25 protein-coding genes and 1 riboswitch are annotated in these 25,753 nt (G+C 70.6%); of the genes, 16 read left to right on the top strand and 9 right to left on the bottom strand.

The window, feature by feature from the left end; genetic code table 11:
- Positions 1-9: 9 nt before the first annotated feature.
- Positions 10-783: a helix-turn-helix transcriptional regulator gene (locus FCH28_RS27825; RefSeq protein ID WP_246103286.1), complete on the bottom strand. Its 774-nt coding sequence runs from the start codon at positions 781-783 to the stop codon at positions 10-12.
- 78 nt (positions 784-861) lie between these two features.
- Here FCH28_RS27825 and FCH28_RS27830 point away from each other — a divergent pair, with 78 nt between their 5' ends.
- The 3 genes from FCH28_RS27830 to FCH28_RS27840 all read left to right on the top strand — a co-directional run bounded on the left by FCH28_RS27830 (position 862) and on the right by FCH28_RS27840 (position 3,056).
- A complete protein-coding gene (locus FCH28_RS27830) occupies positions 862-1,095 on the top strand; it encodes a hypothetical protein (protein WP_136742921.1) in 234 nt (77 codons plus the stop codon).
- Between the two features lie 318 nt (positions 1,096-1,413).
- Complete coding sequence (locus FCH28_RS27835) at positions 1,414-2,004, top strand: N-acetylmuramoyl-L-alanine amidase (protein ID WP_136742922.1); 591 nt, start codon at positions 1,414-1,416, stop codon at positions 2,002-2,004.
- Between the two features lie 137 nt (positions 2,005-2,141).
- Entirely contained in the window at positions 2,142-3,056 is a 915-nt protein-coding gene (locus FCH28_RS27840; RefSeq protein WP_136742923.1) for a 1-aminocyclopropane-1-carboxylate deaminase/D-cysteine desulfhydrase, read from the top strand.
- Between the two features lie 58 nt (positions 3,057-3,114).
- Here the strand turns inward: FCH28_RS27840 and FCH28_RS27845 are convergent, their stop codons facing one another.
- Complete coding sequence (locus FCH28_RS27845) at positions 3,115-4,716, bottom strand: Na+/H+ antiporter (RefSeq protein ID WP_136742924.1); 1,602 nt, start codon at positions 4,714-4,716, stop codon at positions 3,115-3,117.
- Positions 4,717-4,850: 134 nt separating this feature from the next.
- Here FCH28_RS27845 and FCH28_RS27850 point away from each other — a divergent pair, with 134 nt between their 5' ends.
- From FCH28_RS27850 to FCH28_RS27865, 4 genes are all read left to right on the top strand, one after another.
- Positions 4,851-5,111, top strand: a complete 261-nt coding sequence (locus FCH28_RS27850) for a UBP-type zinc finger domain-containing protein (RefSeq protein ID WP_136742925.1) — start codon at positions 4,851-4,853, stop codon at positions 5,109-5,111.
- A gap of 32 nt (positions 5,112-5,143) precedes the next feature.
- Complete coding sequence (locus tag FCH28_RS27855; RefSeq protein WP_136742926.1) at positions 5,144-5,656, top strand: GNAT family N-acetyltransferase; 513 nt, start codon at positions 5,144-5,146, stop codon at positions 5,654-5,656.
- A 306-nt stretch (positions 5,657-5,962) separates the two neighbouring features.
- Positions 5,963-6,376, top strand: a complete 414-nt coding sequence (locus FCH28_RS27860) for an ATP-binding protein (RefSeq protein WP_003985353.1) — start codon at positions 5,963-5,965, stop codon at positions 6,374-6,376.
- Positions 6,377-6,419: 43 nt separating this feature from the next.
- Positions 6,420-7,379 (top strand): RNA polymerase sigma factor SigF, encoded by a 960-nt coding sequence (locus tag FCH28_RS27865; protein WP_136743150.1) that lies wholly within the window; start codon positions 6,420-6,422, stop codon positions 7,377-7,379.
- An 85-nt stretch (positions 7,380-7,464) separates the two neighbouring features.
- On the opposite strand, the gene FCH28_RS27870 is transcribed toward FCH28_RS27865, so the two are convergent.
- Positions 7,465-7,935 carry a hypothetical protein gene (locus tag FCH28_RS27870; RefSeq protein WP_136742927.1) on the bottom strand — a complete coding sequence of 157 codons (471 nt, stop codon included), beginning with the start codon at positions 7,933-7,935 and terminating at the stop codon, positions 7,465-7,467.
- Positions 7,936-8,029: 94 nt separating this feature from the next.
- Between FCH28_RS27870 and FCH28_RS27875 the strand changes: the two genes are divergently transcribed.
- The gene (locus tag FCH28_RS27875) at positions 8,030-9,013 is read left to right on the top strand and encodes a diacylglycerol/lipid kinase family protein (RefSeq protein WP_136742928.1); all 984 of its coding nucleotides are present in this window, start codon (positions 8,030-8,032) and stop codon (positions 9,011-9,013) included.
- 320 nt (positions 9,014-9,333) lie between these two features.
- Positions 9,334-9,591 carry a WhiB family transcriptional regulator gene (locus tag FCH28_RS27880; protein WP_003983230.1) on the top strand — a complete coding sequence of 86 codons (258 nt, stop codon included), beginning with the start codon at positions 9,334-9,336 and terminating at the stop codon, positions 9,589-9,591.
- Between the two features lie 234 nt (positions 9,592-9,825).
- Here the strand turns inward: FCH28_RS27880 and FCH28_RS27885 are convergent, their stop codons facing one another.
- Positions 9,826-11,307 (bottom strand): sensor histidine kinase, encoded by a 1,482-nt coding sequence (locus tag FCH28_RS27885; protein WP_136743151.1) that lies wholly within the window; start codon positions 11,305-11,307, stop codon positions 9,826-9,828.
- A gap of 428 nt (positions 11,308-11,735) precedes the next feature.
- Positions 11,736-12,341 (bottom strand): TetR/AcrR family transcriptional regulator, encoded by a 606-nt coding sequence (locus FCH28_RS27890; protein ID WP_136742929.1) that lies wholly within the window; start codon positions 12,339-12,341, stop codon positions 11,736-11,738.
- Positions 12,342-12,512: 171 nt separating this feature from the next.
- Between FCH28_RS27890 and FCH28_RS27895 the strand changes: the two genes are divergently transcribed.
- Complete coding sequence (locus tag FCH28_RS27895; RefSeq protein WP_136742930.1) at positions 12,513-13,283, top strand: SDR family oxidoreductase; 771 nt, start codon at positions 12,513-12,515, stop codon at positions 13,281-13,283.
- Positions 13,284-13,425: 142 nt separating this feature from the next.
- Positions 13,426-14,208 (top strand): glucosamine-6-phosphate deaminase, encoded by a 783-nt coding sequence (gene nagB, locus FCH28_RS27900; RefSeq protein WP_136742931.1) that lies wholly within the window; start codon positions 13,426-13,428, stop codon positions 14,206-14,208.
- Positions 14,209-14,270: 62 nt separating this feature from the next.
- Here nagB and FCH28_RS27905 read toward each other — a convergent pair whose 3' ends face one another.
- From FCH28_RS27905 to FCH28_RS27920, 4 genes are all read right to left on the bottom strand, one after another.
- Positions 14,271-15,833 (bottom strand): glycoside hydrolase family 3 protein, encoded by a 1,563-nt coding sequence (locus FCH28_RS27905; RefSeq protein ID WP_136742932.1) that lies wholly within the window; start codon positions 15,831-15,833, stop codon positions 14,271-14,273.
- 8 nt (positions 15,834-15,841) lie between these two features.
- Entirely contained in the window at positions 15,842-16,672 is an 831-nt protein-coding gene (locus FCH28_RS27910; RefSeq protein ID WP_136742933.1) for a carbohydrate ABC transporter permease, read from the bottom strand.
- Positions 16,669-17,721 carry a carbohydrate ABC transporter permease gene (locus FCH28_RS27915; RefSeq protein WP_136742934.1) on the bottom strand — a complete coding sequence of 351 codons (1,053 nt, stop codon included), beginning with the start codon at positions 17,719-17,721 and terminating at the stop codon, positions 16,669-16,671. The genes FCH28_RS27910 and FCH28_RS27915 overlap by 4 nt, the downstream gene beginning before the upstream one ends.
- 90 nt (positions 17,722-17,811) lie before the next feature.
- Positions 17,812-19,077 carry an extracellular solute-binding protein gene (locus FCH28_RS27920; protein WP_136742935.1) on the bottom strand — a complete coding sequence of 422 codons (1,266 nt, stop codon included), beginning with the start codon at positions 19,075-19,077 and terminating at the stop codon, positions 17,812-17,814.
- A 241-nt stretch (positions 19,078-19,318) separates the two neighbouring features.
- Here FCH28_RS27920 and FCH28_RS27925 point away from each other — a divergent pair, with 241 nt between their 5' ends.
- From FCH28_RS27925 to FCH28_RS27945, 5 genes are all read left to right on the top strand, one after another.
- Entirely contained in the window at positions 19,319-20,080 is a 762-nt protein-coding gene (locus tag FCH28_RS27925) for a GntR family transcriptional regulator (RefSeq protein ID WP_136743152.1), read from the top strand.
- A 208-nt stretch (positions 20,081-20,288) separates the two neighbouring features.
- Positions 20,289-20,549, top strand: coding sequence for a DUF3311 domain-containing protein (locus FCH28_RS27930; protein WP_136742936.1), 261 nt, complete (start codon positions 20,289-20,291; stop codon positions 20,547-20,549).
- On the top strand, positions 20,546-22,222 hold the full coding sequence (gene mctP, locus FCH28_RS27935; RefSeq protein ID WP_136742937.1) for a monocarboxylate uptake permease MctP: 1,677 nt from the start codon (positions 20,546-20,548) through the stop codon (positions 22,220-22,222). The genes FCH28_RS27930 and mctP overlap by 4 nt, the downstream gene beginning before the upstream one ends.
- 177 nt (positions 22,223-22,399) lie before the next feature.
- Positions 22,400-22,915: a GNAT family N-acetyltransferase gene (locus FCH28_RS27940; RefSeq protein ID WP_136742938.1), complete on the top strand. Its 516-nt coding sequence runs from the start codon at positions 22,400-22,402 to the stop codon at positions 22,913-22,915.
- 122 nt (positions 22,916-23,037) lie between these two features.
- Positions 23,038-23,162: riboswitch (cobalamin riboswitch) on the top strand.
- Positions 23,163-23,320: 158 nt separating this feature from the next.
- Complete coding sequence (locus FCH28_RS27945) at positions 23,321-25,726, top strand: ribonucleoside-diphosphate reductase subunit alpha (RefSeq protein ID WP_187363941.1); 2,406 nt, start codon at positions 23,321-23,323, stop codon at positions 25,724-25,726.
- Positions 25,727-25,753: the final 27 nt, after the last annotated feature.

The following is a 25,753-nucleotide window of genomic DNA, read 5'->3' on the forward strand; positions in this document are numbered from 1 at the left end:
GCGGAAACGTTAACCCGGCGCCAGCAGGAGCCCCATCGGGGCCCCTGCCAGGGACTTCACCTCGCGCGCGAGATGCGCCTGGTCCGCGTATCCGGCGCGCGCCGCGACCTCGGCGTACGGCATGCCGGTACGCGCCAGATCGAGCGCGCGGACGAGCCGGAGCACCCGGGTGAGCGTCTTGGGGCCGTAGCCGAACGCGTCCAGGCTGTGGCGGTGCAGCTGGCGTTCGCTCAGCCCGACCGCTCGGGCGACCTCGGCGACGGGGCGGCCGCCGGCGAGCTCGGCGGCGATCAGCGCCGTCCGGGCGGAGCGGCCGGACGGCCCGGCCCGGTCCGCACCGCGGGCCGCTTCGCGCAGCCGTCCCACCGCGGTCTCCTCCAGCACCCGGCCCGCCGCCCCCGCCTCCGCGGCCCGCTCGGCCAGCTCCCGCACCCGGGCGGCGGGCCAGAGGTCCTCCAACGGCACCCGGAGATCGCGCAGTTCATGGGCCGGTACGCCGAAGAAGGACGGCCCCTGACCCGGTGCGAAGCGCAAGCCGACATATACGGTGCCGGCCGGGGCGGCCTTGGGGAGGTGCGGGCCGGTGTCCGGCCCCGCGACCAGCAGCCGGCCCCCGCTCCAGATCAGATCCGTGCAGCCGTCGGGCAGCACCGGCCGCCTCGGGGGCAGCGCGGTCTTCGTCCACAGCACCGCCCCGGACAGCCGGGACGCCCGCTCGCGATAGCCCGCGCGCGCCGTGCCGGCTGCGCCGTGCGGCTCACTCCTGTCGCGCTCCTCGCCCACGTGGACAAGCCTGGCACGGGAACCCGACGGCCGTCCGCGCCGTTGATCCTTACGACACCGACCTTCACGGAGGCAGCTATGACCGGGTTTCTCGACCGCGCCAAGGAGAAGGCACAGCAGGGGCTGGCGCAGGGCAAGCAGAAGGTCGACGAGGTGCAGGCCCACCGGGCCGGAAGCGACCTGCTGAAGAAGCTGGGCGCCGCGTACTACGCCGAGCACCGTGGCAGCGGCACACCGGAGGCGACCCAGGAGGCACTCTCCGCCCTGGAGGCGCACATCGCCCTCCATGGGGACGGTTTCCTGCACGCGTAGGCACCGGACAACCACCAGATCCGGCACGACAACCGCAACGGCAAACGCAACGACAACCGCAACGCAAGGGCGACCGCCCCAACCGCAACCACCGCAACCAGAACCACTCACTACAAAGACCAGCAGGGCCCGCGGACAGCCGCCTTCTCCCTCCCAGCCCACCGGCTCTCCCCCGCCAAGCGGCCGATTCTCTTCGTACAACCCCAACCGACCAGTTCGTTTTACTCCGTTCCGCTCCGTCCATGCCGACCAATCCGGTAAAAGCGGTGCATGAGGCGGTACGCGGCAGGCGGCCGCCGCGTACCGATCGGAGTCGCCATGGCCCCACCGATGTCCGCCACCAGGTTCCTCGACGCGCTGCGCGACGAGGGGCTACAGGTCGTCGAAGTCGACGGCTGGAGGACGCACCACCGCAACGCCAAGGGGCCGTGGGGCCCGGTGCACGGGGTGATGGTGCACCACTCCGCGACGTCCGGGTCCGCCGACACCGTCCGGGTCTGCTACGACGGGCGCCCGGACCTTCCGGGGCCGCTGTGCCATGCCGTCATCACCAAGGACGGCACGGTGCATCTGGTGGGCTGCGGCCGCGCCAATCACGCGGGCCTCGGGGACGGCGACGTGTTGCGCGCGGTGATCGCCGAGAAGCGGCTGCCGCACGCCGACGAGTCCGACGCCGACGGCAACCGCGCCTTCTACGGCTTCGAGTGCGAGAACCTCGGCGACGGGGCCGATCCGTGGCCGTCGGCCCAGGTCGAAGCGCTGGAGAAGGCCTCGGCGGCGCTGTGCCGGGTGCACGGCTGGACGGAGCGCTCGGTGATCGGGCATCTGGAGTGGCAGCCGGGCAAGGTCGATCCGCGCGGCTTCCCGATGGACGTGCTGCGCGAGCGGATCGCCGCCCGGCTGAAGTGAGCGGACGGGCGGCCCCACGGGTCGGCCCACGGACAGGCGCCCCCACGGGTCGGCCCACGGCGGGCGGACCCACGGGGCCGACGGACGCCCCCAGGGGCAGGCCGCCCCGCCGACCGCCCCCGCGCGACAATAGGCCCGTGACCAGCCCCGCCCCGCCCGACCCCAGCACGCTGCGGCCGCGTCTGCCGTCCCCCCTCCAGGAGATCGAGGACGAACCCTTCGCGCGCCGCGGCGTACGGCTGCTGCTCAAGCGGGACGACCTGATACACCCCGCGCTGCCGGGCAACAAGTGGCGGAAACTGGCGCCCAATCTGCGGGCCGCCGCGGCGACCGGCGAACGGGTCCTGCTGACCTTCGGCGGGGCGTACTCGAACCATCTGCGCGCCACCGCCGCGGCCGGCCGGCTCCTCGGCTTCGCCACCATAGGCGTCGTCCGCGGCGACGAGCTGGCCGGCGCACCGCTCAATCCGTCGCTGGCCCGCTGCGCGGCCGACGGTATGCGGCTGCATTTCACCGACCGCGGCACCTACCGCCGCAAGACCGACCCGGATGTCCTCGCCGACCTGCACGACCGCTTCGGCGCCTTCCGCGTCATACCGGAGGGGGGCAGCAACTCCCTTGCCGCACAAGGCTGTTCGAACCTCGGGCGGGAGCTGCGCGGAGCCGCCGACACCGTCGCGGTGGCCTGCGGCACGGGCGGCACGCTGGCCGGGCTCGCCGCCGGGCTCGGTCCGGGACAGCGCGCCCTGGGCTTCGCCGTACTCAAGGGCGGCCGCCCGCACTTCCTCCAGGGGACCGTCGAGGAGCTCCAGCGCGCGGCGTTCGGCGGGCGGCGCGGCTACTGGCGGCTGGAGGACCGCTTCCACTGCGGTGGCTACGCCCGCCGCAGCCCCGAGCTGGACGCGTTCGCGGACGCCTTCGAGGACCGGCACGACCTGCCGCTGGAGCGGATCTACGTCGCCAAGCTGCTGTACGGGCTGACGACGCTGGCCGGGGAGGGCGCGTTCGCCGCCGGCAGCACCGTGGCGGCCGTGATCACCGGCGGCCCCTGAGCCGCCGGCGGCCCGCCCCGGTACTGGGGGCCTTGCGACTCTGCCCCATCGGACAGGCCTACGTGGCGCCCTCCCGGTAGGCGGCCGCCTCCTCCAGGTCCAGCCGGCGCAGCAGCGTCCGCAGCATCTCGTCGTCGATCCGCCGGGCGTCGCGCAGCTCGACGAACACCTGCCGTTCGGCGTCGATCATCTCCCGCGCGAGCCGCCGGTAGGTCTCGTCGGCGGTCTCCCCGGTCTCCTCGTTGACGGCGCCGAGGCGCTCCCACACGGCGTTGCGGCGCCGCTCCATGACGGTGCGCAGCCGGTCGGAGAGGGGCCCCGGCAGGGCGTTGCGGCGGTCCTCCAGCAGGTGGTCCAGGCGCGCCTCGGCGGCCCGTGACGCCTCGTTCTGCGCCTGCGCCTCGGCGAGCGTCTCGGCCTGGAGGTCGCGGGCGGGCAGTTTCAGGGCGCGGATCAGCGGGGGCAGCGTCAGGCCCTGGATGACGAGGGTGCCGATGACGGTCGTGAAGGTCAGGAAGAGCACGAGGTTGCGGGCCGGGAAGGCGCCGCCCCCGTGGACGGTCGCCGGGATGGAGAAGGCGATGGCCAGCGACACCACTCCGCGCATCCCGGCCCAGCCGACGATGACCGGTGCGGTCCAGTTCGTCCCGGGCTCCCGGGTGCGGATCCGGGCGGAGAGGGCGCGCGGCAGGAAGGTCGCGGGAAAGACCCATACGAAGCGCGCGACGACGACCACGACGAACACCACGACCGCGTACCAGAGCGCCTGTGCGGTGCTGAACTCCCCCAGGCCGCGCAGCACGACCGGCAGTTGCAGTCCGATCAGCGCGAAGACCGCGGATTCCAGGATGAAGGAGACCATCTTCCAGACGGCCTCCTCCTGGAGCCGGGTCTCGAAGTCGACCTGCCAGTTGCGGTGGCCGAGGTAGAGGCCGACCACGACGACGGCGAGCACCCCGGAGGCCCCGACCTGCTCGGCGACGGCGTACGCCACGAACGGGATGAGCAGCGCCAGGGTGTTCTCCAGCAGCGCCGAGTACCGCAGCCGGCGGCGCAGCCAGTGCAGCGGCACCATCAGGACCACGCCGGTCCCGATGCCGCCCAGGGACGCGATGGCGAACTCCCGGAGGCCGCTGCTCCAGGTGGCGCCGACGCCGACGGCGGCGGCCAGCGCGACCTTGTAGGCGGTGATCGCGGTGGCGTCGTTGACCAGCGATTCGCCCTGGAGGATCGTCGTGATCCGGTTCGGCAGCCCCAGTTTGCGGGCGATGGCGGTGGCGGCGACGGCGTCCGGCGGCGCGATGACGGCGCCCAGGACGAGTGCCGCGGTCAGCGGCAGGTCCGGGATGACCACGTAGGCGACGTAGCCGACCGCCAGGGTCGCGAAGAGGACGTAGCCGAACGAGAGCAGCGCGACCGGCCGCAGGTTGGCGCGCAGGTCCAGATACGAGCTGTCGAGGGCGGCGGTGTGCAGCAGAGGCGGCAGCAGCAGCGGCAGCACGATGTGCGGATCGAGGGTGTAGTCCGGGACGCCGGGGATGGCGGAGGCCGCGAGTCCGGCGGCGACCAGCAGCAGGGGCGCCGGGACGGGCGTACGCCGCGCCGCCCCGGCGACCGCCGCACTCCCCGCGACCAGCAGCAAAAGCGGCATCACAGCCATCGGCCCGCCCCGTTCCCTCGTTCTCCGCCGTCCGTCCCCGGATCTAACCTGGTCATCATGAGCGAGTGCAGCGAGCGAATCATAAAAAGGTGCGCGCCTCGCGAATGCGAGGCCGAGCGAAGCGAGGCTTCGGCATGAGCGAGTGCACGCATGTTCCCGAACTCCCGCGCGCCGAGCCGGCGGCGCTGAGCGCCACCTGCCTGGAGTGCCTGGCGGCCGGCAGCCATCCCGTGCAGCTGCGGTTGTGCCTGGTCTGCGGCCATGTCGGCTGCTGCGACTCCTCGCCGTACCGGCATGCGACCAAGCACTACGAGGAGACCGGCCACCCGGTGATGCGGTCGTTCGAGCCGGGCGCCTCCTGGCGCTGGTGCTTCACCGACGAGCTCCTGGTGTGAGGCGCCGCAGGTCGCCCGTTTAGCCTTTCGGCATGATTCGCCAAGCGACGCCCGCCGATGTCCCCGCCATACTCGCCATGATCGGCGAGCTGGCCGCCTACGAACGCGCCCCCGAGGCGGCCCAGGCCACCGAGCCCCAGCTGAAGGAGGCCCTCTTCGGCGATCAGCCGGCGGCCTTCGCGCTCATTGCGGAGGCGGACGGAGAGGCGGACGGAGAGGCGGGTGCAGCGCCCGTGGGCTTCGCCCTGTGGTTCCGGAACTTCTCGACGTGGACGGGCACGCACGGTGTCTATCTGGAGGATCTCTACGTACGTCCCGAGGCGCGCGGCGGCGGCCACGGCAAGGCGCTGCTGGCGGCCCTCGCGGAGATCTGCGTGACGCGCGGTTACGAGCGTTTCGAGTGGTCAGTCCTGGACTGGAATGAACCGTCCATCGGTTTTTACCGGTCGATCGGCGCGCAGCCCATGGACGAATGGACGGTCTTCCGGCTCACTGGAAGTGCGCTGCACAACCTTGCCGGCTCCGCGCGTGTCAACGGAGCGTAATCGGCACGGATTTGGTAATGCACACCCCTAGCCACGGTGTGTGCCCGTAGTTTTACAATCAGTGACGACGGCGGTGCCCGGTCACCGCGGGCGGGATCGTGGTCCGGAGGGCAGCCCTGCTCCTTCCGGGCGACATCGGCCCGCAGATCGCGATAGCGTCGCAGCCGAACCATGAGCTGCGCCGGATCGTTCTCCTTTCAGTCCCGCGAGGAACCTGAGAGGAAAAGGACCGGCGCGGAATTTCGCGCACCACTCGAACGTTCATGCATACCAGCTCAACCAGCTTGTGCCACCTTGGAGGTGAGGGTGTCCCAGATCGCAGGCGAGCCCGGGACCCAGGACTTCGTGGAAGTCCGGCTGCCCGCTGCGGGTGCCTACCTGTCTGTGCTGCGTACGGCCACGGCCGGACTCGCAGCCCGTTTGGACTTCACCCTCGACGAGATCGAGGATCTGCGGATCGCGGTCGACGAAGCCTGCGCGATCCTGCTGCAACAGGCCGTCCCCGGCAGTGTGCTCAGCTGCGTCTTCCGCCTCATCGACGACGCACTGCAGGTGACCGTATCGGCGCCGACGACCGACGGCCGCGCCCCCGAGCGCGACACCTTCGCCTGGACGGTGCTCTCCGCGCTGGCAGGCAAGGTCGACTCCACCGTCGCCGAGGACCGTACGGTCACCATCAGCCTGTACAAGGAGCGCGGCGCCGGTCCCGGACCGTCATGACCGAACAGGGGGCCCCGTGAAAGATCTCGAACGCGGCGCGCGGATGGCGCCCGGTGTGACCATCCCCGACCAGCAGGCCCGGCCGCATCCGGTGGGCGCAGACGACCTCGGCGGCCGGTTGGACGCGGCGGAGCAGGCAGAGCGGGCGGACCACATGGACCAGAGCGAGCAGCAGGGGCAGCAGGCGCATCAGCACGATCCGCCGGGCCCCGACCAGAAGCCCCAGGGCGCGCAGCATTCCCAGGATCCGCATGATCGCAGCGGCGCCCGGGCGATGTTCTACGAGCTGCGCAAGCTTCCCGAGGGCTCCGCGGAGCGCGCGGAACTGCGCAACACCCTCGTCCGTATGCATCTGCCGCTGGTCGAGCATCTGGCGCGGCGGTTCCGCAACCGCGGCGAGCCGCTGGACGATCTGACCCAGGTCGCGACCATCGGTCTGATCAAGTCGGTGGACCGTTTCGACCCGGACCGCGGGGTGGAGTTCTCCACGTACGCCACCCCGACCGTGGTCGGCGAGATCAAGCGGCACTTCCGCGACAAGGGCTGGGCGGTCCGGGTCCCGCGGCGCCTCCAGGAGCTGCGGCTGTCGCTGACCACCGCGACCGCCGAGCTCTCCCAGCGGCATGGCCGCGCGCCCACGGTCCATGAGCTGGCCGAGCACCTCGGGATCTCCGAGGAGGAGGTCCTGGAGGGCCTGGAGTCCGCCAACGCGTACAGCACGCTCTCGCTGGACGTTCCGGACACCGACGACGAGTCGCCGGCCGTGGCCGACACCCTCGGCGCGGAGGACGAGGCGTTGGAGGGCGTGGAGTACCGCGAGTCCCTCAAACCGCTGCTGGAGGATCTGCCGCCGCGTGAGAAGAAGATCCTTCTGCTGCGCTTCTTCGGCAATATGACCCAGTCGCAGATCGCCCAGGAGGTCGGCATCTCCCAGATGCATGTCTCGCGCCTGCTGGCCCGGACCCTGGCCCAGCTGCGCGACAAGCTGCTCGTCGAGGAGTGATCCCCTCGGGGAGCGATCGAGGCGTGAAAGTGGGCGGGGTCCTTACGGGCCCCGCCCACTCCGTTTCCGCCTGCCGCGCTTCCGCCTACTCCGTTTCCCGGGGCCCGATGCCCAGCGCCTCGGTGGCCGTCGGGTTCACCAGCAGGACCAGCACGACCAGCGCGGCCACGGCCAGTCCGGCGCCGGCCGCGATCAGCGCGCCACCGCCCTTGACGAGCGTCCAGGCCACCGGCAGCGCCACGATCTGAGTGATCAGCGAGGGTCCGCGGCTCCAGCGGCGGCGCAGCCACAGTCCGCGCGCGGCGACCAGCGGCAGCACCGCCAGTGCCAGGATCGTCAGCCCGCCCATCTCCGCCTGCCGCGGGCTGTCCGGCGCCCCGACGAGCCCCATGACCAGCATGTACGCGCCCATCGCGGCGAGCGCGAGCCCCTCGACGGCGGTGAGCGCCGCGGCGGCGCTCAGCCGGGCGGGTCGCGGGCCGGCCGGCGCGGTGGTCGGGGCCGCGGCGGGGGTGCCGGTGGCTCGGGTCGCGGACTGCTTCTGCTGACTGCTCACCCCAGCAGGGTAGCGCCGGCCCGGGGGCACCCCGCCGCCCCGGAGACGGACCGGGCTTCGAAGCGGGTACCCGCGGCTGGGTACGCTGCTGCACATGCGCGCACTTCTCGTGGTCAATCCCGCAGCAACCACCACCAGTGCCCGCACCCGCGACGTACTCACCCACGCACTCGCCAGCGACCTCAAGCTGGAGGTCGCCGAGACGCGATACCGCGGGCACGCCCGCGACCTGGCCCAGCAGGCGGCCGAGGGCGGCGAGACCGAGCTGGTCGTGGCGCTCGGCGGTGACGGCACGGTCAACGAAGTCGTCAACGGCCTGCTGGCGAACGGCCCCGATCCGGACTCGCACCCCCGGCTGGCGGTCGTCCCCGGCGGCTCCACCAATGTCTTCGCCCGCGCGCTGGGGCTGCCCAATGACGTCGTCGAGGCGACCGGTGCCCTTCTGGACGCGCTGCGCGACGGCACCGAGCGCACCGTCGGCCTGGGGCTGGCCTCGGGCACGCCGGGCACCGAGGACGAGGGCGTGCCGGGCCGCTGGTTCACTTTCTGCGCGGGCTTCGGTTTCGACGCGGGCGTCGTCGGCCGGGTGGAGCAGCAGCGCGAACGCGGCAAGCGTTCGACCCACGCCCTGTACGTGCGACAGGTCGTACGGCAGTTCATGGGCGAGGCGAACCGCCGGCACGGCACCATCCGGCTCGAACGGCCGGGCGCCACCGCCGGCACCACGGAGGTCGTCGAGGGCCTCGTGATGTCCATAATCTGCAACACCTCTCCCTGGACCTACCTGGGCAATCGCCCGGTCTACCCCTCCCCGGAGGCGTCGTTCGACGCGGCGCTGGACCTGTTCGCACTGAGCAAGCTCTCGTACCCGGCGGCGGCCCGTTACGTGACCCAGCTGCTGACGTCAACGCCCGACCGCGGCCCCCATGGCAGGCATTCGCTGTCTCTGCACGATCTGACGGACTTCACCTTGCAATCGCAGGTTCCACTGCCCTTCCAGATGGACGGTGACCACCTGGGGGTCCGTACGAGTGTGACGTTCACAGGCGTTCGCCGTGCACTGCGTGTGATTGTGTGAGCAGTAGGGCCTAAAGTCCTTTCACTCGAACGTTTAGGCTGACTTCCACCCCCTGGAATGACGGCTGTGAGCTAGGCGACACCAAGGAATCAAAAAAAACTTTCCAGAAGGGGTTGTATCCGCAGCCGAGGTTTGCGAGTCTCTTCATGGCGATCGGGACGGCCGCTTCACCGGCCCCCTTGAGAGCCCGAATCCTCCTCCTCATTCCACTGGACCGCCCCAGTTCACAACTGGGTTACGGGCCTTCCCTTGTGGAGGGATTCGTGAAAGCGTTCACATTCACAAGCAACGATCCCGTCACACGAGGAGATGGAGCAGCCATGGACTGGCGTCACCGCGCCGTTTGCCGCGAAGAAGACCCCGAGCTCTTCTTCCCTATCGGCAACACCGGTCCTGCGCTGCTGCAGATCGAGGAAGCCAAGGCTGTCTGCCGCCGCTGCCCCGTCATGGAGCAGTGCCTGCAGTGGGCGCTTGAGTCCGGCCAGGACTCCGGCGTCTGGGGTGGTCTGAGCGAGGACGAGCGCCGCGCGATGAAGCGCCGTGCGGCTCGTAACCGGGCGCGCAACGCCAGCGCCTGAGCCAGACGCCCCGTGGCCCCCGAGCCGCAGCGCGCAGTACCCCCCGATGCTCCCCCAGAGCGGCAACGCCTGGACGGTAACCGCATCGCGATATGAGCTTTGAGCCCCGGACCGGATGGGTCCGGGGCTTGCTGCTGTCCGGGGGCGGTTACCGGCCGGCCGCTCGCACGCGGCACCGGCCGCCGTCGTTGCTGCTGCTGCTGCTGGTCAGTGTCGTTTCTGCGGCTTCGCTGGTCAGTGCTGTTTCTGCGACTTCTCCGGCCGGACGGGGACATCCAGGACGACCTGGGTGCCGCGCTCGGGCGCGCGCACCATGTCGAACTTCCCGCCCAACTCCCCCTCCACCAGGGTCCGTACGATCTGCAACCCCAGATTTCCGGCCCGCTGCGGATCGAAGTCCTCGGGCAGTCCGCGCCCGTCGTCCTGGACGGTGACCAGCAGACGCGGTTCCGTACGGCTGCCGCCGCGCACCGCGCCGACCTCGACCGTGCCGTGCTCCCCCGGGGCGAAGGCGTGCTCCAGGGCGTTCTGCAGGATTTCGGTGAGCACCATGGACAGCGGCGTGGCGACCTCGGCGTCCAGGATGCCGAAGCGGCCGGTGCGTCGGGTGGTCACCTTGCCGGGAGAGATCTCCGCGACCATGGCCAGCACCCGGTCGGCGATCTCGTCGAACTCGACCCGCTCATCGAGGTTCTGGGACAGCGTCTCGTGCACGATCGCGATCGAACCGACCCGGCGTACCGCCTCGTTGAGCGCCTCGCGGCCCTGCTCGGAGTCCATCCGGCGGGCCTGGAGGCGCAGCAGCGCGGCGACGGTCTGGAGGTTGTTCTTCACCCGGTGGTGGATCTCCCGGATGGTGGCGTCCTTGGTGATCAGCTCGCGCTCGCGGCGGCGGAGCTCGGTCACATCGCGCAACAGCACGAGCGAGCCGATGTGCGACCCCTTGGGCTTGAGGGGGATGGCGCGCAGCTGGATCACGCCGTCGTCGCCCTCCACCTCGAACTCCCTCGGCGCCCAGCCGCTGGCGAGCTTGACCAGCGCCTCGTCGACCGGGCCGCGGGCGGGCGCCAGCTCGGCGGTGGCCTGGCCGAGATGGTGGCCCACCAGGTCGGCGGCGAGGCCGAGCCGGTGGTAGGCGGAGAGCGCGTTGGGGCTGGCGTACTGGACGACGCCGTCGCCGTCGAGCCTGATCAGTCCGTCGCCGGCGCGCGGCGAGGCGTCCATGTCGACCTGCTGGCCGGGGAAGGGAAACGATCCTGCGGCGATCATCTGCGCAAGGTCGGAAGCGCTCTGGAGGTAGGTGAGCTCCAGCCGGCTGGGGGTGCGCACGGTCAGCAGGTTGGTGTTGCGGGCGATCACACCGAGCACCCGGCCCTCGCGGCGGACCGGGATGGACTCCACGCGTACCGGCACCTCCTCGCGCCACTCCGGGTCGCCCTCGCGGACGATCCGGCCCTCGTCGAGGGCGGAGTCCAGCATCGGCCGACGGCCGCGCGGCACGAGGTGGCCGACCATGTCGTCCTGGTACGAGGTGGGCCCGGTGTTGGGACGCATCTGGGCAACCGACACATAGCGGGTGCCGTCCAGCGTCGGGACCCACAGGACCAGATCGGCGAAGGACAGATCGGAGAGCAGCTGCCACTCGGAGACCAGCAGGTGCAGCCACTCGAGGTCGGAGTCGCTCAGAGCGGTGTGCTGGCGTACGAGGTCGTTCATGGAGGGCACGTATGGGAGCCTACCGGCGTACGGTGTACTTGTTGTGCCTGCACGAGCATGGACAGATCAGAATGGTCTAGTCCACAATTGCCCGGAACGGCTCCACCGGGGGAACACCTCCAGAACTTCTGGGAGACTCCTCCAGAACTCCGATCCTCCGCTCTCCCCGCACAGGAGAGTGGAATGAGGCCTGAAGCGCTCTCTGCCCTGACTGCGCCGAGGCCTCCGATCGACCGGTCCCAGGGCGGGACGGTGCCCCTACCGCACATTGGGGTGCATCCCGCCCGGAAGCGGGGCCGGCCGATGTGAGCTCCGGGCTGCGGTGCCGGACAGGTTGAGGGTCCTGTCCCGGCGCCGCGGCCCGCGGGTGTTTCCGGGGCGAGCTTCGGGCCCAGCCCCCTCCCCCTCTCCCCCGTCCCGCTCGTCGTCTACGGCCAGGCCCGCATCGCCAGCTCGGCGATCGCCTCCAGGTCCGTCCGCTCCGCGCCGTCCCGGGACCGCTGGGACATGCCCTGGATGACGACTCCCACATATCCGGCCAGGGCGCTCGCGTCCGTGTCGGCGGGGAGCTCTCCGGAAGCGATGTCCGCCCGGATGGCGCTCTCGATCTCCCGGACGTTCCCCAGCCTCATCTCCCGCAGGGCGTCGGCGACTTCGGCGGATCCGGAGCCGGTGTTGAGTGCGGCACTGATGACGAGGCAGCCGCGGGGACGGCCGGGCAGGGTGTACTCGGCCGCCGCCTCGCGCAGCGCCCGTTCGACGCCGCGACGGGCGGTCGGCTCCTCCGCCACGGCGCGGGAGAGGAAGCCGCCGTAGGCGCGCCCGTACTCCGCCACAGCCTCGTAGAACAGCGCCTGCTTGTCGCCGAAGGCGGCGTAGAGGCTGGGGGCGCTGATGCCCATGGCGCGGGTCAGGTCGGAGATGGACGTGGCCTCGTAGCCCTGTTCCCAGAAGGACCGGATCGCCTGCTCCAGGGCTGTCTCCCGGTCGAAGGACCGGGGCCGCCCGCGCTGTTTCGCTTCCTTGGCCGCCATGCCGGGAATTCTATAGCGGTCGGTACGGAAGGCGTGCTACGGTTTTTTTGTAGCGAGCGATACAGAAAGATGCTCGGTGCGGGACCGAGGTGCGCCGACTGACGCGCCTCGCGTCGCCGACACGGCGCATGACGGACAGACACATACGCATACGGAAACGGGGGGCCTGCCATGAGCGGTGCACTCAGCGGCAAGACGGCACTGGTGACGGGCGGCAGCAGGGGAATCGGCCGGGCGATCTCGGAGCGACTGGGCAGGGACGGCGCGCGGGTCGCGGTGCACTACGGGCGCGACGAGACGGCGGCCAAGGAGACGGTCGCGGCGATCGAGGGCGCGGGCGGGCAGGCCTTTGCCGTCCGGTCCGAGCTGGGGGTGCCGGGGGACGCCGAGGCGCTGTGGGCCGCGTTCGACGAGCAGGCCGAGGGGCTGGACGCGCTGGTCAACAACGCCGGCATCAACAAGGCGGTCGACGGCACGCTCAAGCGGATCGGCGAGATGACGACGGAGGACTTCGACCGGCTCTTCGCGGTCAACACCAAGGCGCCGTTCTTCATCGCCCAGCAGGGGCTGAACCGCCTGCGGGACGGCGGGCGGATCATCAATATCTCGACGGGGCTGACGCACGGGGCCACCAAGCCCGAGCTGATCGCCTACGCCATGTCCAAGGGCGCGGTCGATGTGTTCACCTCGACGCTCGCCAAGGACCTGGGCCCGAGGGGAATCACGGTCAACGCGGTGGCGCCGGGCGCGGTGGACACCGATATGAACGCCGGCTGGCTGCGGGACAACAGCGAGGCGCGACGGATGGTCAGTGGGATATCCCCGCTGGGCCGGGTCGCGGAGCCTGCCGACGTCGGCGACATCGTGGCCTTTCTGGCCTCGGACGACAGCCGCTGGGTGACGGGCGCGTGGATCGACGCGACGGGAGGCGCGCTGCTCTGACGGTGGCCGGCGTGGCCGGATGGTCACCGGGCCGACGGGAAAACGTGTCCTTCCGTTGGGGAACGGCGCCCGGTCCGGCAGGCCCCGCTCTGGTAGATTGGTCTATACCACATGAGTCCATCTCCAGATCGGCAGGCCAAGCGTGGAAGTTGTCATCGTCCCGGACGCCACGGCAGGCGGCGAACTCATCGCGGAGGCCATCGCCACCCTGGTGCGCCGCAAGCCCGACGCGCTGCTCGGCGTGGCCACTGGCTCGACCCCGCTGCCCATCTACCAGGCGCTCTCGGCCAAGGTCCGGGCCGGCGAGGTGGACGCCTCGCGTGCCCGTATCTGCCAGCTCGACGAGTACGTCGGCCTGCCGGCGGGGCACCCGGAGTCCTACCGTTCGGTGGTCCTGCGTGAGGTCGTCGAGCCGCTCGGCCTCGGCGAGGATGCGTTCCTGGGGCCCGACGGCACGGCCGAGGACGTTCAGGCCGCCTGCGAGGCGTACGACAGCGCGCTGAGCGAGGCCGGCGGGGTGGACCTCCAGCTGCTCGGCATCGGCACCGACGGGCACATCGGATTCAACGAGCCGTGCTCCTCGCTCGCTTCCCGCACCCGCATCAAGACGCTGACCCAGCAGACCCGGGAGGACAACGCCCGGTTCTTCGACAGTCCCGACGAGGTCCCGCACCACGTCATCACCCAGGGCATCGGCACCATCCTGGAAGCCCGTCATCTGGTGCTGCTCGCCACCGGCGAGGGCAAGGCCGACGCCGTGGCCCACGCCGTGGAAGGCCCGGTCGCCGCGCTGGTCCCCGCCTCGGCGCTGCAGCTCCACCCGCACGCGACGGTCGTCGTCGACGAGGCCGCGGCCTCCAAGCTGAAGCTCGCCGACTACTTCCGCGCCACCTACGCCGCCAAGCCGGAGTGGCAGGGCATCTAGCGCCCGCCGGGTTACCGGGGCGGCCGGGGTGTCCTTGCGGGGATGCCCCGGCCGTCGCCGTATCAGGCGCCGGTGCCCGGCCGGCGGCCCGTCAGGGCCTCGGCGGCGGCCTGCCCGCAGACCCGTGCGGCGCCGTGGGTGGCGATGTGGAGGGCGCCGTCGGGCGGGGACTGCGGGACGCCCATCTCGACGACCGCGGTGTCGGGGCGCGCGCTGAGGAGAGCGCGCAGCGCGGCGGCCATCCAGGGGTGGCGGTGGACGTCGCGGACGACGGCGACGATCCGGCGGTCGGCGGCGGCGTCACGGAGGGCGGCGACCAGGGCCGGGATGCCGTCCACGGCGGCGGTTTCGGCGGAGTAGGCGGCGGTTTCGGTGCCGGGAAGGAGCCGGGCGAGTTCGGCGGCGACGCCCCAGGGGGTTTCGTCCCCGACGGCGATGTTCGCGAGGGGGGTGAAGGCTGCGACATAGGCGGGCGCGGTCAGTGGCTCGAAGGGGCGTGCGTGGGGGGTGGTGATACGCAGGGCGCGCCGGGCGGCGGCGAGGCCGATCTCCGGTGCGGGCGCGGCCCCCACCGCCGCGCCCGCACCCCGCCAGCGCGCCAGGGCGCGCACCCGTGCCGCGGCGTCGGCGAGCCGCTGCTCCGGCAGTTCGCCGTCGCGTACCGCCCCCACCAGGGCGTCGCGCAGCCGCAGCACGGTGTCCTCGTCGGCCAGTCCGCCGCCCACGCAGATGGCGTCGGCGCCGGCCGCGATGGCCAGGACGCTGCCGCGTTCGATGCCGTAGCTGGCGGAGATGGCCTGCATCTCCATACCGTCGGTGACGATCAGCCCGTCGAAGCCGAGGCCGCCCTCGGTGACGGGCGCGCGCAGCAGGCCGTGCAGGGCGGCCGGGCTGAGCGTGGCGGGGTGGCTGCCGTCCAGGGCGGGCAGCAGGATGTGCGCGCTCATCACGGCCTTGGTGCCGGCGGCGATGGCGGCGCGGAACGGCACCAGTTCGCGTTCCTGGAGGGTCGGCAGGTCGGCGGCGATCCGCGGCAGGTCGTGGTGCGAGTCCACCGCGGTGTCGCCGTGGCCGGGGAAGTGCTTGGTGCAGGCGGCGACGCCGGCGGACTGCAGGCCGTCGATGTACGCGGCGGTGTGCCGGGCGACGAGCTGCGGGTCGGCGCCGAAGGAGCGGACGCCGATGACGGGATTGTCGGGGTTGGAGTTGACGTCGGCGGACGGCGCCCAGTTGAGGTTGACGCCGCAGGCGGCCAGGCGGCGGCCGAGTTCGCGGGCGACGTCGCGGGTGAGGGCGGTGTCGTCGACGGCGCCGAGCGCGAGGTTGCCGGGGAAGGAGGAGCCGCCGCGCACTTCGAGGCGGGTGACATCGCCGCCCTCCTCGTCGATGGCGACCAGCACGTCCTCGCGTTCGGCACGCAGCTGGGCGGTCAGGGAGGCGAGTTGCCCCGGCCCGGCGATGTTGCGGCCGAAGAGGCCCACCGATGCCAGGCCCTCGCCGAGCCGGCGCAGCAGCCAGTCGGGGGCGGTGGTGCCGGTGAAGCCGGGCTGGAGGACGGCGAGCGCGTCGCGGGTGAGGGTGTCGGCGGAGCGTGCAGAGCGTGCGGAGCCTACGAAAGGAGTCATGGACTGCGTTATCCCTTCACTGCGCCGGAGGTGAGACCGCCGACCGCCTTGCGTTGCAGGAACAGGAAAAGGACCAGGATCGGGAGGGCGAAGATCGAGGCGGCGGCCATGGTGGCACCCCAGTCGTCCCCGAACTGACTCTGGAACTGCGAGAGCCACAGCGGCAGGGTGCCCATGGCCGGCTCCTTGTTGAGGACCAGCACCAGCGGGAATTCGTTCCAGGCGGTGATGAAGCCGAAGAGGGAGGTGGCCATCAGACCGGGTGCGAGCAGCGGGAAGACGACCTTGGTGAAGGCCTGGCGGCGGGTGCACCCGTCGACCATCGCGGACTCCTCCAGTTCCTTGGGGACCGCGGCCACGTAGCCGCGCAGCGTCAGGAGGGTGAAGGGCAGCACCATCAGCATGTAGAAGCAGGTGAGCGGCAGCAGGCTGTTGAGCATGTCGGCGTCCCGGACGATCATGTAGATGGAGATCACCATGACCTCCCAGGGCGCCATCTGGGCGACCATGAAGGTCAGCAGGATGCCCTTGCGGCCCTTGAAGCGCATCCGCGCGATGGCGAACGCGCCGCAGAGCGCGATCAGCAGGGACAGCCCCACGGCGAGTACGGTCACGATGACCGAGTTCCCGGCGAGGGTCCAGAAGTTCGGGGCGTTCACGGCCGTCGCGAAGTGCTCGAACGTGCCGTGGAGGGGGAACCACACGGGGTCTTCGGTGATGATGTCCTGGGTCGGCTTGAAGGCCGTGTTGAACATCCAGTACACGGGGAAGACGAAGCCGATGGCGAGCACGACCGCCGTCGCGTTGGGCCAGATACGGCCGGCGAGGGAGCGCTTCACAGCTCGTTCTCCTCTTGTTGTTCCTGCTTGACCGTCAGGCGCAGGTAGTACGCGGTCATGGCCAGCAGCACCACGATCGTGAGCAGGGAGATCGCGGCGCCCATGCCGAAGTGGAGGTTGCCGACGCCTTCGGTGAAGGCGTAGATGGGCAGGGTTTCGGTGAGCCGTTCCGGTCCGCCCTCGTTGATCGCGAAGATCTGCGGGAACGCCTTGAAGACCCAGATGACTTCGAGGAACGTCGTGGCGAGGAAGAAGGGCTTGAGGAAGGGGAACGTCACCGAGGTGAAGACCTTCCAGGTGCCCGCGCCGTCCATCCGGGCCGCTTCGTAGAGCTCCTTGGGGATGGTCGTGGTGGCGGCGTAGAGGTTGAGGGCCACGAAGGGCAGTGACTGCCACACGATCAGGACGGTGATGACGAAGAAGGTCGACAGTTGGGTGCCGACCCAGTCGTAGTGGGCCATGGAGTGCCAGCCGAGCCTGTCCAGCACCCAGTTGAGGACGCCGTAGCGGGAGTCGAAGAGCCACTGGAAGACGGTGGTGGCGGCGATCACCGGCATCGCCCAGGCCAGCACCAGCGCGGCCGAGAGCGCCAGCCGCATCTTCTTGCCCAGCCGGGCCAGCAGCAGCCCGATGAGCACTCCCAGCACCATGATCAGAACGACGTTGACGCCGGTGAAGACGACGGTGCGGAAGGTGACCCGCCAGAACTGCTCGCTGCCGAGGATCTCCTGGTAGTTGCCGGTCCCCCGCCAGTCCGTGAGGTGCTGGATCAGCTCCTTCATGTTGAGGTTCTGGAAGGAGAGCAGGGCGTTGCGCGCCATCGGCCAGCCCAGGAAGAGCGCCGTCGCGAGCAGGGCGGGAAGCAGCAGGAGATACGGGGCGCGGCGGGCGGAGGGAAGAGGTGTCCGGCGGGCGGGGAGACGCGGTGCGCGGCGGCCGGGAAGGCGAGGCGGGCGGCCGGCGGGCGGGGCGCCGTTCTCGGGTGGTGCGCCGCCCTTGCCGGTCCCCGGCGCGGTCCGCTCCGCCCCGTCGTCGAGCTGCACTGCCATGATCGTCTACTCCCCCTCGGACCCGTGGTGCGCGTGCGGTGGCCGCGTACGGGGGCCGGGGACGGCCGGCCCGTACGCGGCCGGGAGCGGCTACTGCTTGGCGAGCCGCGTGTTGATCTCGGACTCGACGTCCTTGGCCGCGTCGGCCGGGGACTTGCCGCCCAGAACCGCGGTCATATAGCTCTTGATGGGGTTGGGCACGTTCTCCACCGCGGCCCACTGGGGAATCGGCGGAGTGGTGCCGCCGGACTTCTGCGCGGCGGGTGCGGCGGCGGCCGCCGCCGGGTTCTCCTTGGCGGCATCGGCCAGGTCCGGGGACTTCGGCGTCCAGCCGGACTCCCTGACCATCTGGCCGTCGTTCTCCTTCGACAGGGCGATCTTCAGGAATTCCTTGGCGAGTTCCTGGTTCTTTCCCATGCCGGCGACCGCGAAATTGGAACCGCCGAGGAAGACGCCCTCGGGCTTGGCCGCGGTCTCGCCGGGGATGGTGAAGAAGCCGATGTCCTTCTTGATTTCCGGATTGGCCTTGATGGCTTCGGCCGCCTCGTATCCCATGGCGATGACGGCGCCGGTCTTCCCCTTGGCGAAGACCTCGGACTGCTGCGGGGTGGCCTCGTCCTTGTTCTTGGGGGCGGTGCTGAACGCCTGGTACTGCTTGTAGATGTCCATGGCCTTGGCGACCTTGGGGTCACCGAGGTTGGAGACCCATTTGCCGCCCTGCTTCTTCACCAGGTCCGCGCCGGTGCCGATGGTCAGGCCGTCGAGGAAGTACCAGTTCTGGCCGGGGAGGTACAGCGGTTCCGCGTCGGTCTTCTTCTTGATGGTGTCGAATGCCCGGAACAGCTCGGTGCGGGTCTTGGGCGTGCCCTTGAGGCCGGCTTCGGCCCAGACCTTCTTGTTGTACATGACCACGCGGTTTCCCGCGTACCAGGGGAGCGCGTACTGCTTTCCGTCCGCGACCGCCGTCTTGTTGAAGGCGTCGTTCCAGTCGGCGCCGATTTCCTTCTTCAGATCGCCGAGGTCGGCCAGGGCGCCGGCCTTGGCATAGGCGGCGGTCTGGGTGTTGCCGATTTCTACGACGTCCGGCGGGGTGTCCTCGGAAAGGGCGGTGCTCAGCTTCTGCTGAATGCCGTTCCACTGCTGGACCTTGAACTCGACGGTGGCGCCGGTCTTCTTCTTGAACTGCTCGGAGACCTGCTTGGTCCATTGCGCCGGATTGGATCCGTCCATCACCCAAACGGTCAGCTTCTGGCCCTTGAAGCCATCCGCGTCCGCCTTGCCGCCGCTGGACCCACAGGCAGCGACACTCACCAGCATTCCCGCGACCGCCGTCGCCGCTATGAGCCCACGCTTCATTGCGCTCTCCCCTAAAGGCCGGGTGTGGTCTTTAATGGTTTAGACCAGTGCCCGCAGCTTGGCCTAGACCTTTTGGAGTGTCAAGGGTGTATAAGAGTCGCTGTCAGGTCCGTTATCGGACCGACATCTGGCGGGCCGGGACCTGCGAGGGAGCACGGGAGACCCACCCGTGCCACGATGTGAGCCGCTACGTACGGAGGAGCCGGTGACGGCAGCACGACAGGAGTCGGAGAGGCAGGGCATGGAGACCGACGGGGGCAGTGCCGAGAACGGCGGCGGCGCCACACGCACCGCCCGCGTGCCCAAGTACTACCGCCTCAAGCGGCACTTGCTGGAGATCACCGAGACCCTGCCGCCCGGCACCCCGGTACCCCCCGAGCGCACCCTCGCCGCGGAGTTCGACACCTCCCGCACGACGGTGCGTCAGGCCCTCCAGGAGCTGGTCGTCGAAGGCCGCCTGGAGCGCATCCAGGGCAAGGGCACCTTCGTCGCCAAGCCCAAGGTCTCCCAGGCGCTGCAACTGACCTCCTACACCGAGGACATGCGCGCCCAGGGCCTGGAGCCCACCTCGCAGCTGCTGGACATCGGGTACGTCACCGCCGACGACCGGCTGGCCGGCCTGCTGGACATCGCCACCGGCGGCCGGGTGCTGCGCATCGAGCGGCTGCGGCTGGCCAGCGGCGAGCCGATGGCCATCGAGACCACCCATCTGTCGGCCAAACGGTTCCCGGCGCTGCGCCGCAACCTCGTCAAGTACACCTCGCTGTACACCGCACTGGCCGAGGTCTACGACGTACGGCTCGCGGAGGCCGAGGAGACCATCGAGACCTCGCTGGCCACCCCGCGCGAGGCGGGCCTGCTGGGCACCGACGTCGGCCTGCCGATGCTGATGCTCTCCCGGCACTCCCTGGACGCCCAGGGACAGCCGGTGGAGTGGGTGCGCTCGGTCTACCGCGGCGACCGCTACAAGTTCGTCGCCAGGCTGCAGCGCCCGAACGACTGACCCGAGTGGGGGCGGCCCGTCATGAAGGGAATTTCGACGCCGCCCACGGACGCCCGCGAGGGGACTCCGCGCTCCGGATTCCGGTACTCCTGACCTGCGTTGTCATACCGATATGCGGACACCTAGTGACGCGCTCCAGGGCCCTGCCATAGATTCCAGCCGATTGCACCGGAGATCGTCAGGACATCGCCAGGACGGAGCCAGCGCCATGTCAGAGCCAGCTGAGTCACCAGGGACCAGACGGATCGTCACGCCCTCGCGGGTGGTGGTCGGGCTGTGTCTGCTCGCTCCGTTCGTCGCGATGCTGTGGGTGAACTCCTACGCGAGGGTCGAACCGACCCTGATCGGCATCCCGTTCTTCTACTGGTACCAGATGCTCTGGGTACTGATCTCGACCGGGCTGACGGCCATCGCCTACAAGCTGGTGCAGCGTGAGAAGCGGGCACGCAAGGGCGGTGCGGCACAGTGACTCCGTACCCCGCCACCACCCCGCTCGCCGCCTCCGCGACCCACGGCGTGAACGGCGTCGCGCTGGCCGTCTTCGTGTTCTTCTTCGTGGCCGTGACGGTCATGGGATTCCTGGCCGCCCGCTGGCGCAAGGCCGAGCAGTCCGCCAACCTCGACGAATGGGGCCTCGGCGGCCGCAGCTTCGGCACCTGGGTGACCTGGTTCCTGCTCGGCGGCGACCTCTACACCGCGTACACGTTCGTGGCCGTCCCGGCGGCGATCTACGCGGCGGGCGCGGCCGGCTTCTTCGCCGTCCCGTACACGATCCTGGTCTACCCCCTCATCTTCACCTTCCTCCCCCGCCTGTGGTCGGTCTCCCACAAACACGGGTACGTCACCACCTCCGACTTCGTGCGCGGCCGCTTCGGCTCCAAGGGCCTGTCGCTGGCCGTCGCGCTCACCGGCATCCTCGCCACGATGCCGTACATCGCGCTCCAACTGGTCGGCATCCAGGCCGTCCTGGACGTGATGGGCATCGGCGGCGGCGAGAACACCAACTGGTTCGTCAAGGACCTGCCGCTGCTGATCGCGTTCGCCGTGCTGGCGGCGTACACCTACTCCTCAGGGCTGCGGGCCCCCGCGCTCATCGCGTTCGTCAAGGACGGGCTGATCTACCTCGTCATCGCGGTCGCCATCATCTACATCCCGATCAAGCTGGGCGGCTTCGGCGAGATCTTCGACGCGGCCGGGAAGGCGTTCGCCGAGCCCGGCCCCGTCCCCGGCAAACCGCGCGGCGCGCTGACCAGCGGCCCCAACGCCCAGTGGGCGTATGCGACGTTGGCGCTGGGCTCCGCGCTGGCGCTGTTCATGTACCCGCACTCGATCACCGCGACGCTGTCCTCGCGCAGCCGCAATGTGATCCGCCGCAACACCACGATCCTGCCGCTGTACTCCCTGATGCTGGGCTTCCTGGCGCTGCTCGGCTTCATGGCGATCAAGGCCGGTACGGAGATCAACGGCAATCCGCAGCTGGCTATTCCGCAGCTGTTCGAGGACATGTTCCCGAGCTGGTTCTCGGGCGTCGCGTTCGCCGCGATCGGCATCGGCGCGTTGGTGCCGGCCGCGATCATGTCGATCGCCGCGGCCAATCTCTTCACCCGCAACGTCTACAAGGACTTCCTCAAGCCGGCGGCCACCCCCGAGCAGGAGCACAAGATCGCCAAGCTGGTGTCGCTGCTGGTGAAGGTGGGTGCCCTGGTCTTCGTCCTGACCATGGACAAGACGGTGGCGATCAACTTCCAGCTGCTGGGCGGCATCTGGATCCTGCAGACCATGCCGGCCCTGGTCGGCGGCCTGTTCACCCGCTGGTTCCACCGCTGGGCGCTGCTGACCGGCTGGGCGGTCGGCATGCTCTACGGGACGCTGGCGGCGTACGGGGTGGCCAGCCCCACGCAGAAGCACTTCGGCGGTTCGGCGGCCGAGATCCCCGGCATCGGTGAGATCGGCTACATCGGCCTGACCGCGATCGTGCTGAACCTCGTGGTCACGGTCGTGCTGACGTTCGCCCTGAAGGCCGTCAAGGCCCCGGAGGGCGTCGACGAGACCAGCCCCGGCGACTACACGGTGGACGCCGGCGACGAGGGCGTCAGTCCGGACCTGCCGCCGGTCACGTCCAAGGCCCCGGCCGACAGCTGAGCCGGCCGCTCCGGCGAACGCACGGGCCGCCGCGTCCCTTTGGGGGTGCGGCGGCCCGTTCGCGTGCCGGGAGGCGCCCGCCGGCGTGCCGGGCGCGGTGCCCCAGTCCCCCGCGGCCGTCCCCGCGCCCGCCTCGCGCACGGCCGATTGTCAGACCCCCCGTGCACACTGAAACGCATGGACATCACGATCAGGCCCGCGCGGCAGGCGGAGTTCGATGTGATCGGTGACCTCGTGGTGGAGGTGTATCTGGCCGACGGGCTGCTGACGTTCGGGGAGAGCGATGCGTACCTCCCGGTGCTGCGCGATGTCGCCCGCCGCGCGGAGCACGCCGAGGTGCTGGTGGCCGCGGACGCGACGAGCGACGCGGTGCTGGGCGCGGTCACCTTCGCCGCGTACGGCAGTGCGTTCGCGGAGCTGGCCGGGCCCGGGGAGGGCGAGTTCCGGATGCTGGCGGTACGGCCGGAAGGGCGCGGGCGCGGGATAGGCGAGGCGCTCGTGCGGGCCTGCATGGACCGCGCCCGCGCGCTCGGGCTGCGCGCGATGGTGCTCTCCAGCCAGCAGCTGCTGCTGCCCGCCCACCGGCTCTACCGCCGGCTGGGATTCGAGCGCGCCGAGGAGCGGGACTGGGAGCCGGTACCCGACGTCACGCTCTGGGCGTTCACCCGCGAGCTGGGCTCTCAGCCGAGCTGAACGGCCGTGCCGGGCCCCGGCCGCGACCCACGGCCCTTCGCACACCAGTTGGAGTGGTATGAGGCAGCCATAAGGTAGCGACACAAGATGTGGGGGTGCGTGCGAGGAGCAACACAAGATGTATGCTCTTGCTCGCTGTCGCCGCAGGGGAATCCGGTGGGAATCCGGAACTGTCCCGCAACGGTATGACGAGTACGCCTCCGCGTACCCACAAAGTCCGAGGACCTGCCGGCAGTACGGCCGCACCGCCATGGGTGCGGGCGTCATACGTCCGGGCCTCGCGGGTTGGGCCGGTGGACGCCGCGCGGTGTGCCCGCGCATCCCGAACCGTATCGGGGTGCCGCATGCCCGCGAGCGCCCGTCGCGCCCCCCTCCTGGCCCCCGCCGAGTGAGGGAGAGCACCACGTGACCATCGCGCCAACGGAGCCCGCGTCAGACGCCGAGGTCGTACAGCCCGCGGTGGCCACGCAGAACGACGGGCCGGACGCCCCCGGCGTGGCCCTGCTCCGCACCCTCACCGCGCTGACCGAGGACCTGACCGCGACCGACCCCGGCAAGGTGGCCGCGGCCGCCCTGCGCGGCCGGTACGAGGGCGCGGGCGAGGCCGAGTTGCGCGCGCTGGCCATCGACGCCGCGGCCGGTCTCATCGGTGACGAGCCGCAGTACTCCAAGCTCGCCGCGCGCCTGCTCACCCTCGCCATCGCGGAGGAGGCCGCCGGTCAGGGCGCCACCTCGTTCTCCGCGTCGGTCGAGACCGGCCACCGCGAGGGCCTGATCGCCGACGAGACCGCGGAGTTCGTACGGACCCACGCGGCCGCCCTGGACGCGCTCGTGCGGAAGTCCCTGGAGGGCGGCGCCGACGACCGGTTCGGCTACTTCGGGCTGCGCACCCTGCACTCCCGCTATCTGCTCCGGCACCCCACCACCCGTCAGGTCGTCGAGACCCCCCAGCACTTCCTGCTGCGGGTCGCCTGCGGCCTCGCCGAGGACCACTCCGAGCGGGCGCTGGCGGACGTCGCCGAGCTGTACCGGCTGACCAGCACCCTCTCCTATCTGCCGTCCTCCCCGACGCTCTTCAACTCCGGCACCCGGCACCCCCAGATGTCGTCCTGCTATCTGCTGGACTCCCCGCTGGACGAGCTCGACTCGATCTACGACCGCTACCACCAGGTCGCCCGGCTCTCCAAGCACGCCGGCGGCATCGGTCTCTCCTACTCCCGGATCCGCGCACGGGGGTCGCTGATCCGGGGCACCAACGGTCACTCCAACGGCATCGTGCCGTTCCTGCGGACCCTGGACGCCTCCGTCGCGGCGGTGAACCAGGGCGGCCGGCGCAAGGGTGCCGCCTGCGTCTACCTGGAGACCTGGCACGCCGACATCGAGGAGTTCCTGGAGCTGCGCGACAACACCGGTGAGGAGGCGCGCCGTACGCACAACCTCAACATCGCGCACTGGATTCCGGACGAGTTCATGCGCCGGGTCGAGGCGGACGCCGACTGGTCGCTGTTCTCGCCGTCCGACGCACCGGAGCTGGTGGACCTGTGGGGCGAGGAGTTCGACGCCGCGTACCGCAGGGCCGAGGCCGAGGGCCGGGCGCTCAAGCAGATCCCGGCCCGGGTGCTGTACTCCCGCATGATGCGCACCCTGGCGCAGACCGGCAACGGCTGGATGACGTTCAAGGACGCCGCCAACCGCACCGCCAACCAGACCGCCGAGCCCGGCCACGTCGTGCACTCCTCCAACCTGTGCACGGAGATCCTGGAGGTGACCGACGACGGGGAGACCGCGGTCTGCAACCTCGGCTCGGTGAACCTGGCCGCGCACCTGGGTGACAACGGTGAGATGGACTGGGAGCGGCTGGACGCCACCGTCCGCACCGCCGTCACCTTCCTCGACCGCGTCGTGGACATCAACTTCTACCCCACCGAGCAGGCCGGGGCCTCCAACTCCCGCTGGCGCCCGGTCGGTCTGGGCCTGATGGGCCTGCAGGACGTCTTCTTCCGCCTGCGGCTGCCCTTCGACTCGCCGGAGGCCCGGGAACTGTCGACCCGGATCTCCGAGCGGATCATGCTCGCCGCGTACGAGGCGTCCGCCGACCTCGCCGAGCGGCACGGCCCGCACCCGGCCTGGTCCGCGACCCGCACCGCCCGCGGGGTGCTGCACCCCGACCACTACCCCTCCGCCGAGCCCCGCTGGGCCGACCGCTGGGCGGCGCTGCGCACCCGTGTCGCGGCGACCGGGATGCGTAACTCGCTGCTCCTGGCCATCGCGCCGACCGCCACCATCGCGTCGATCGCGGGCGTGTACGAGTGCATCGAGCCGCAGGTCTCCAACCTCTTCAAGCGCGAGACGCTGTCCGGTGAGTTCCTCCAGGTCAACGCCTATCTGATCGAGGAGCTCAAGACGCTGGGGCTGTGGGACGCGCGGACCCGTGACGCGCTGCGCGAAGCCAATGGCTCCGTCCAGGACCTCGGCTGGATCCCCGAGGACGTCCGCGCCCGGTACCGCACCGCCTGGGAGATCCCGCAGCGCGCGCTGATCGACATGGCCGCGGCCCGTACGCCCTACCTCGACCAGAGCCAGTCCCTGAACCTCTTCATGGCGTCGCCGACCATCGGCAAGCTCAGCTCGATGTACGCCTACGCCTGGAAGCGCGGCATCAAGACGACGTACTACCTGCGCTCGCGCCCGGCGACCCGGATCGCCCAGTCGGCGCGCGCCGCGACCGTTCCCGCACAACTGCCGGTGGCCGACCCCGAAGCGGTCGCCTGCTCCCTGGAAAACCCCGAGTCCTGCGAGGCCTGCCAGTAATGTCCCACCCGTCGCCCGACCACCGCC

This window comes from Streptomyces piniterrae, assembly GCF_005048155.1.
Taxonomy (GTDB): Bacteria; Actinomycetota; Actinomycetes; order Streptomycetales; family Streptomycetaceae; genus Streptomyces; species Streptomyces piniterrae.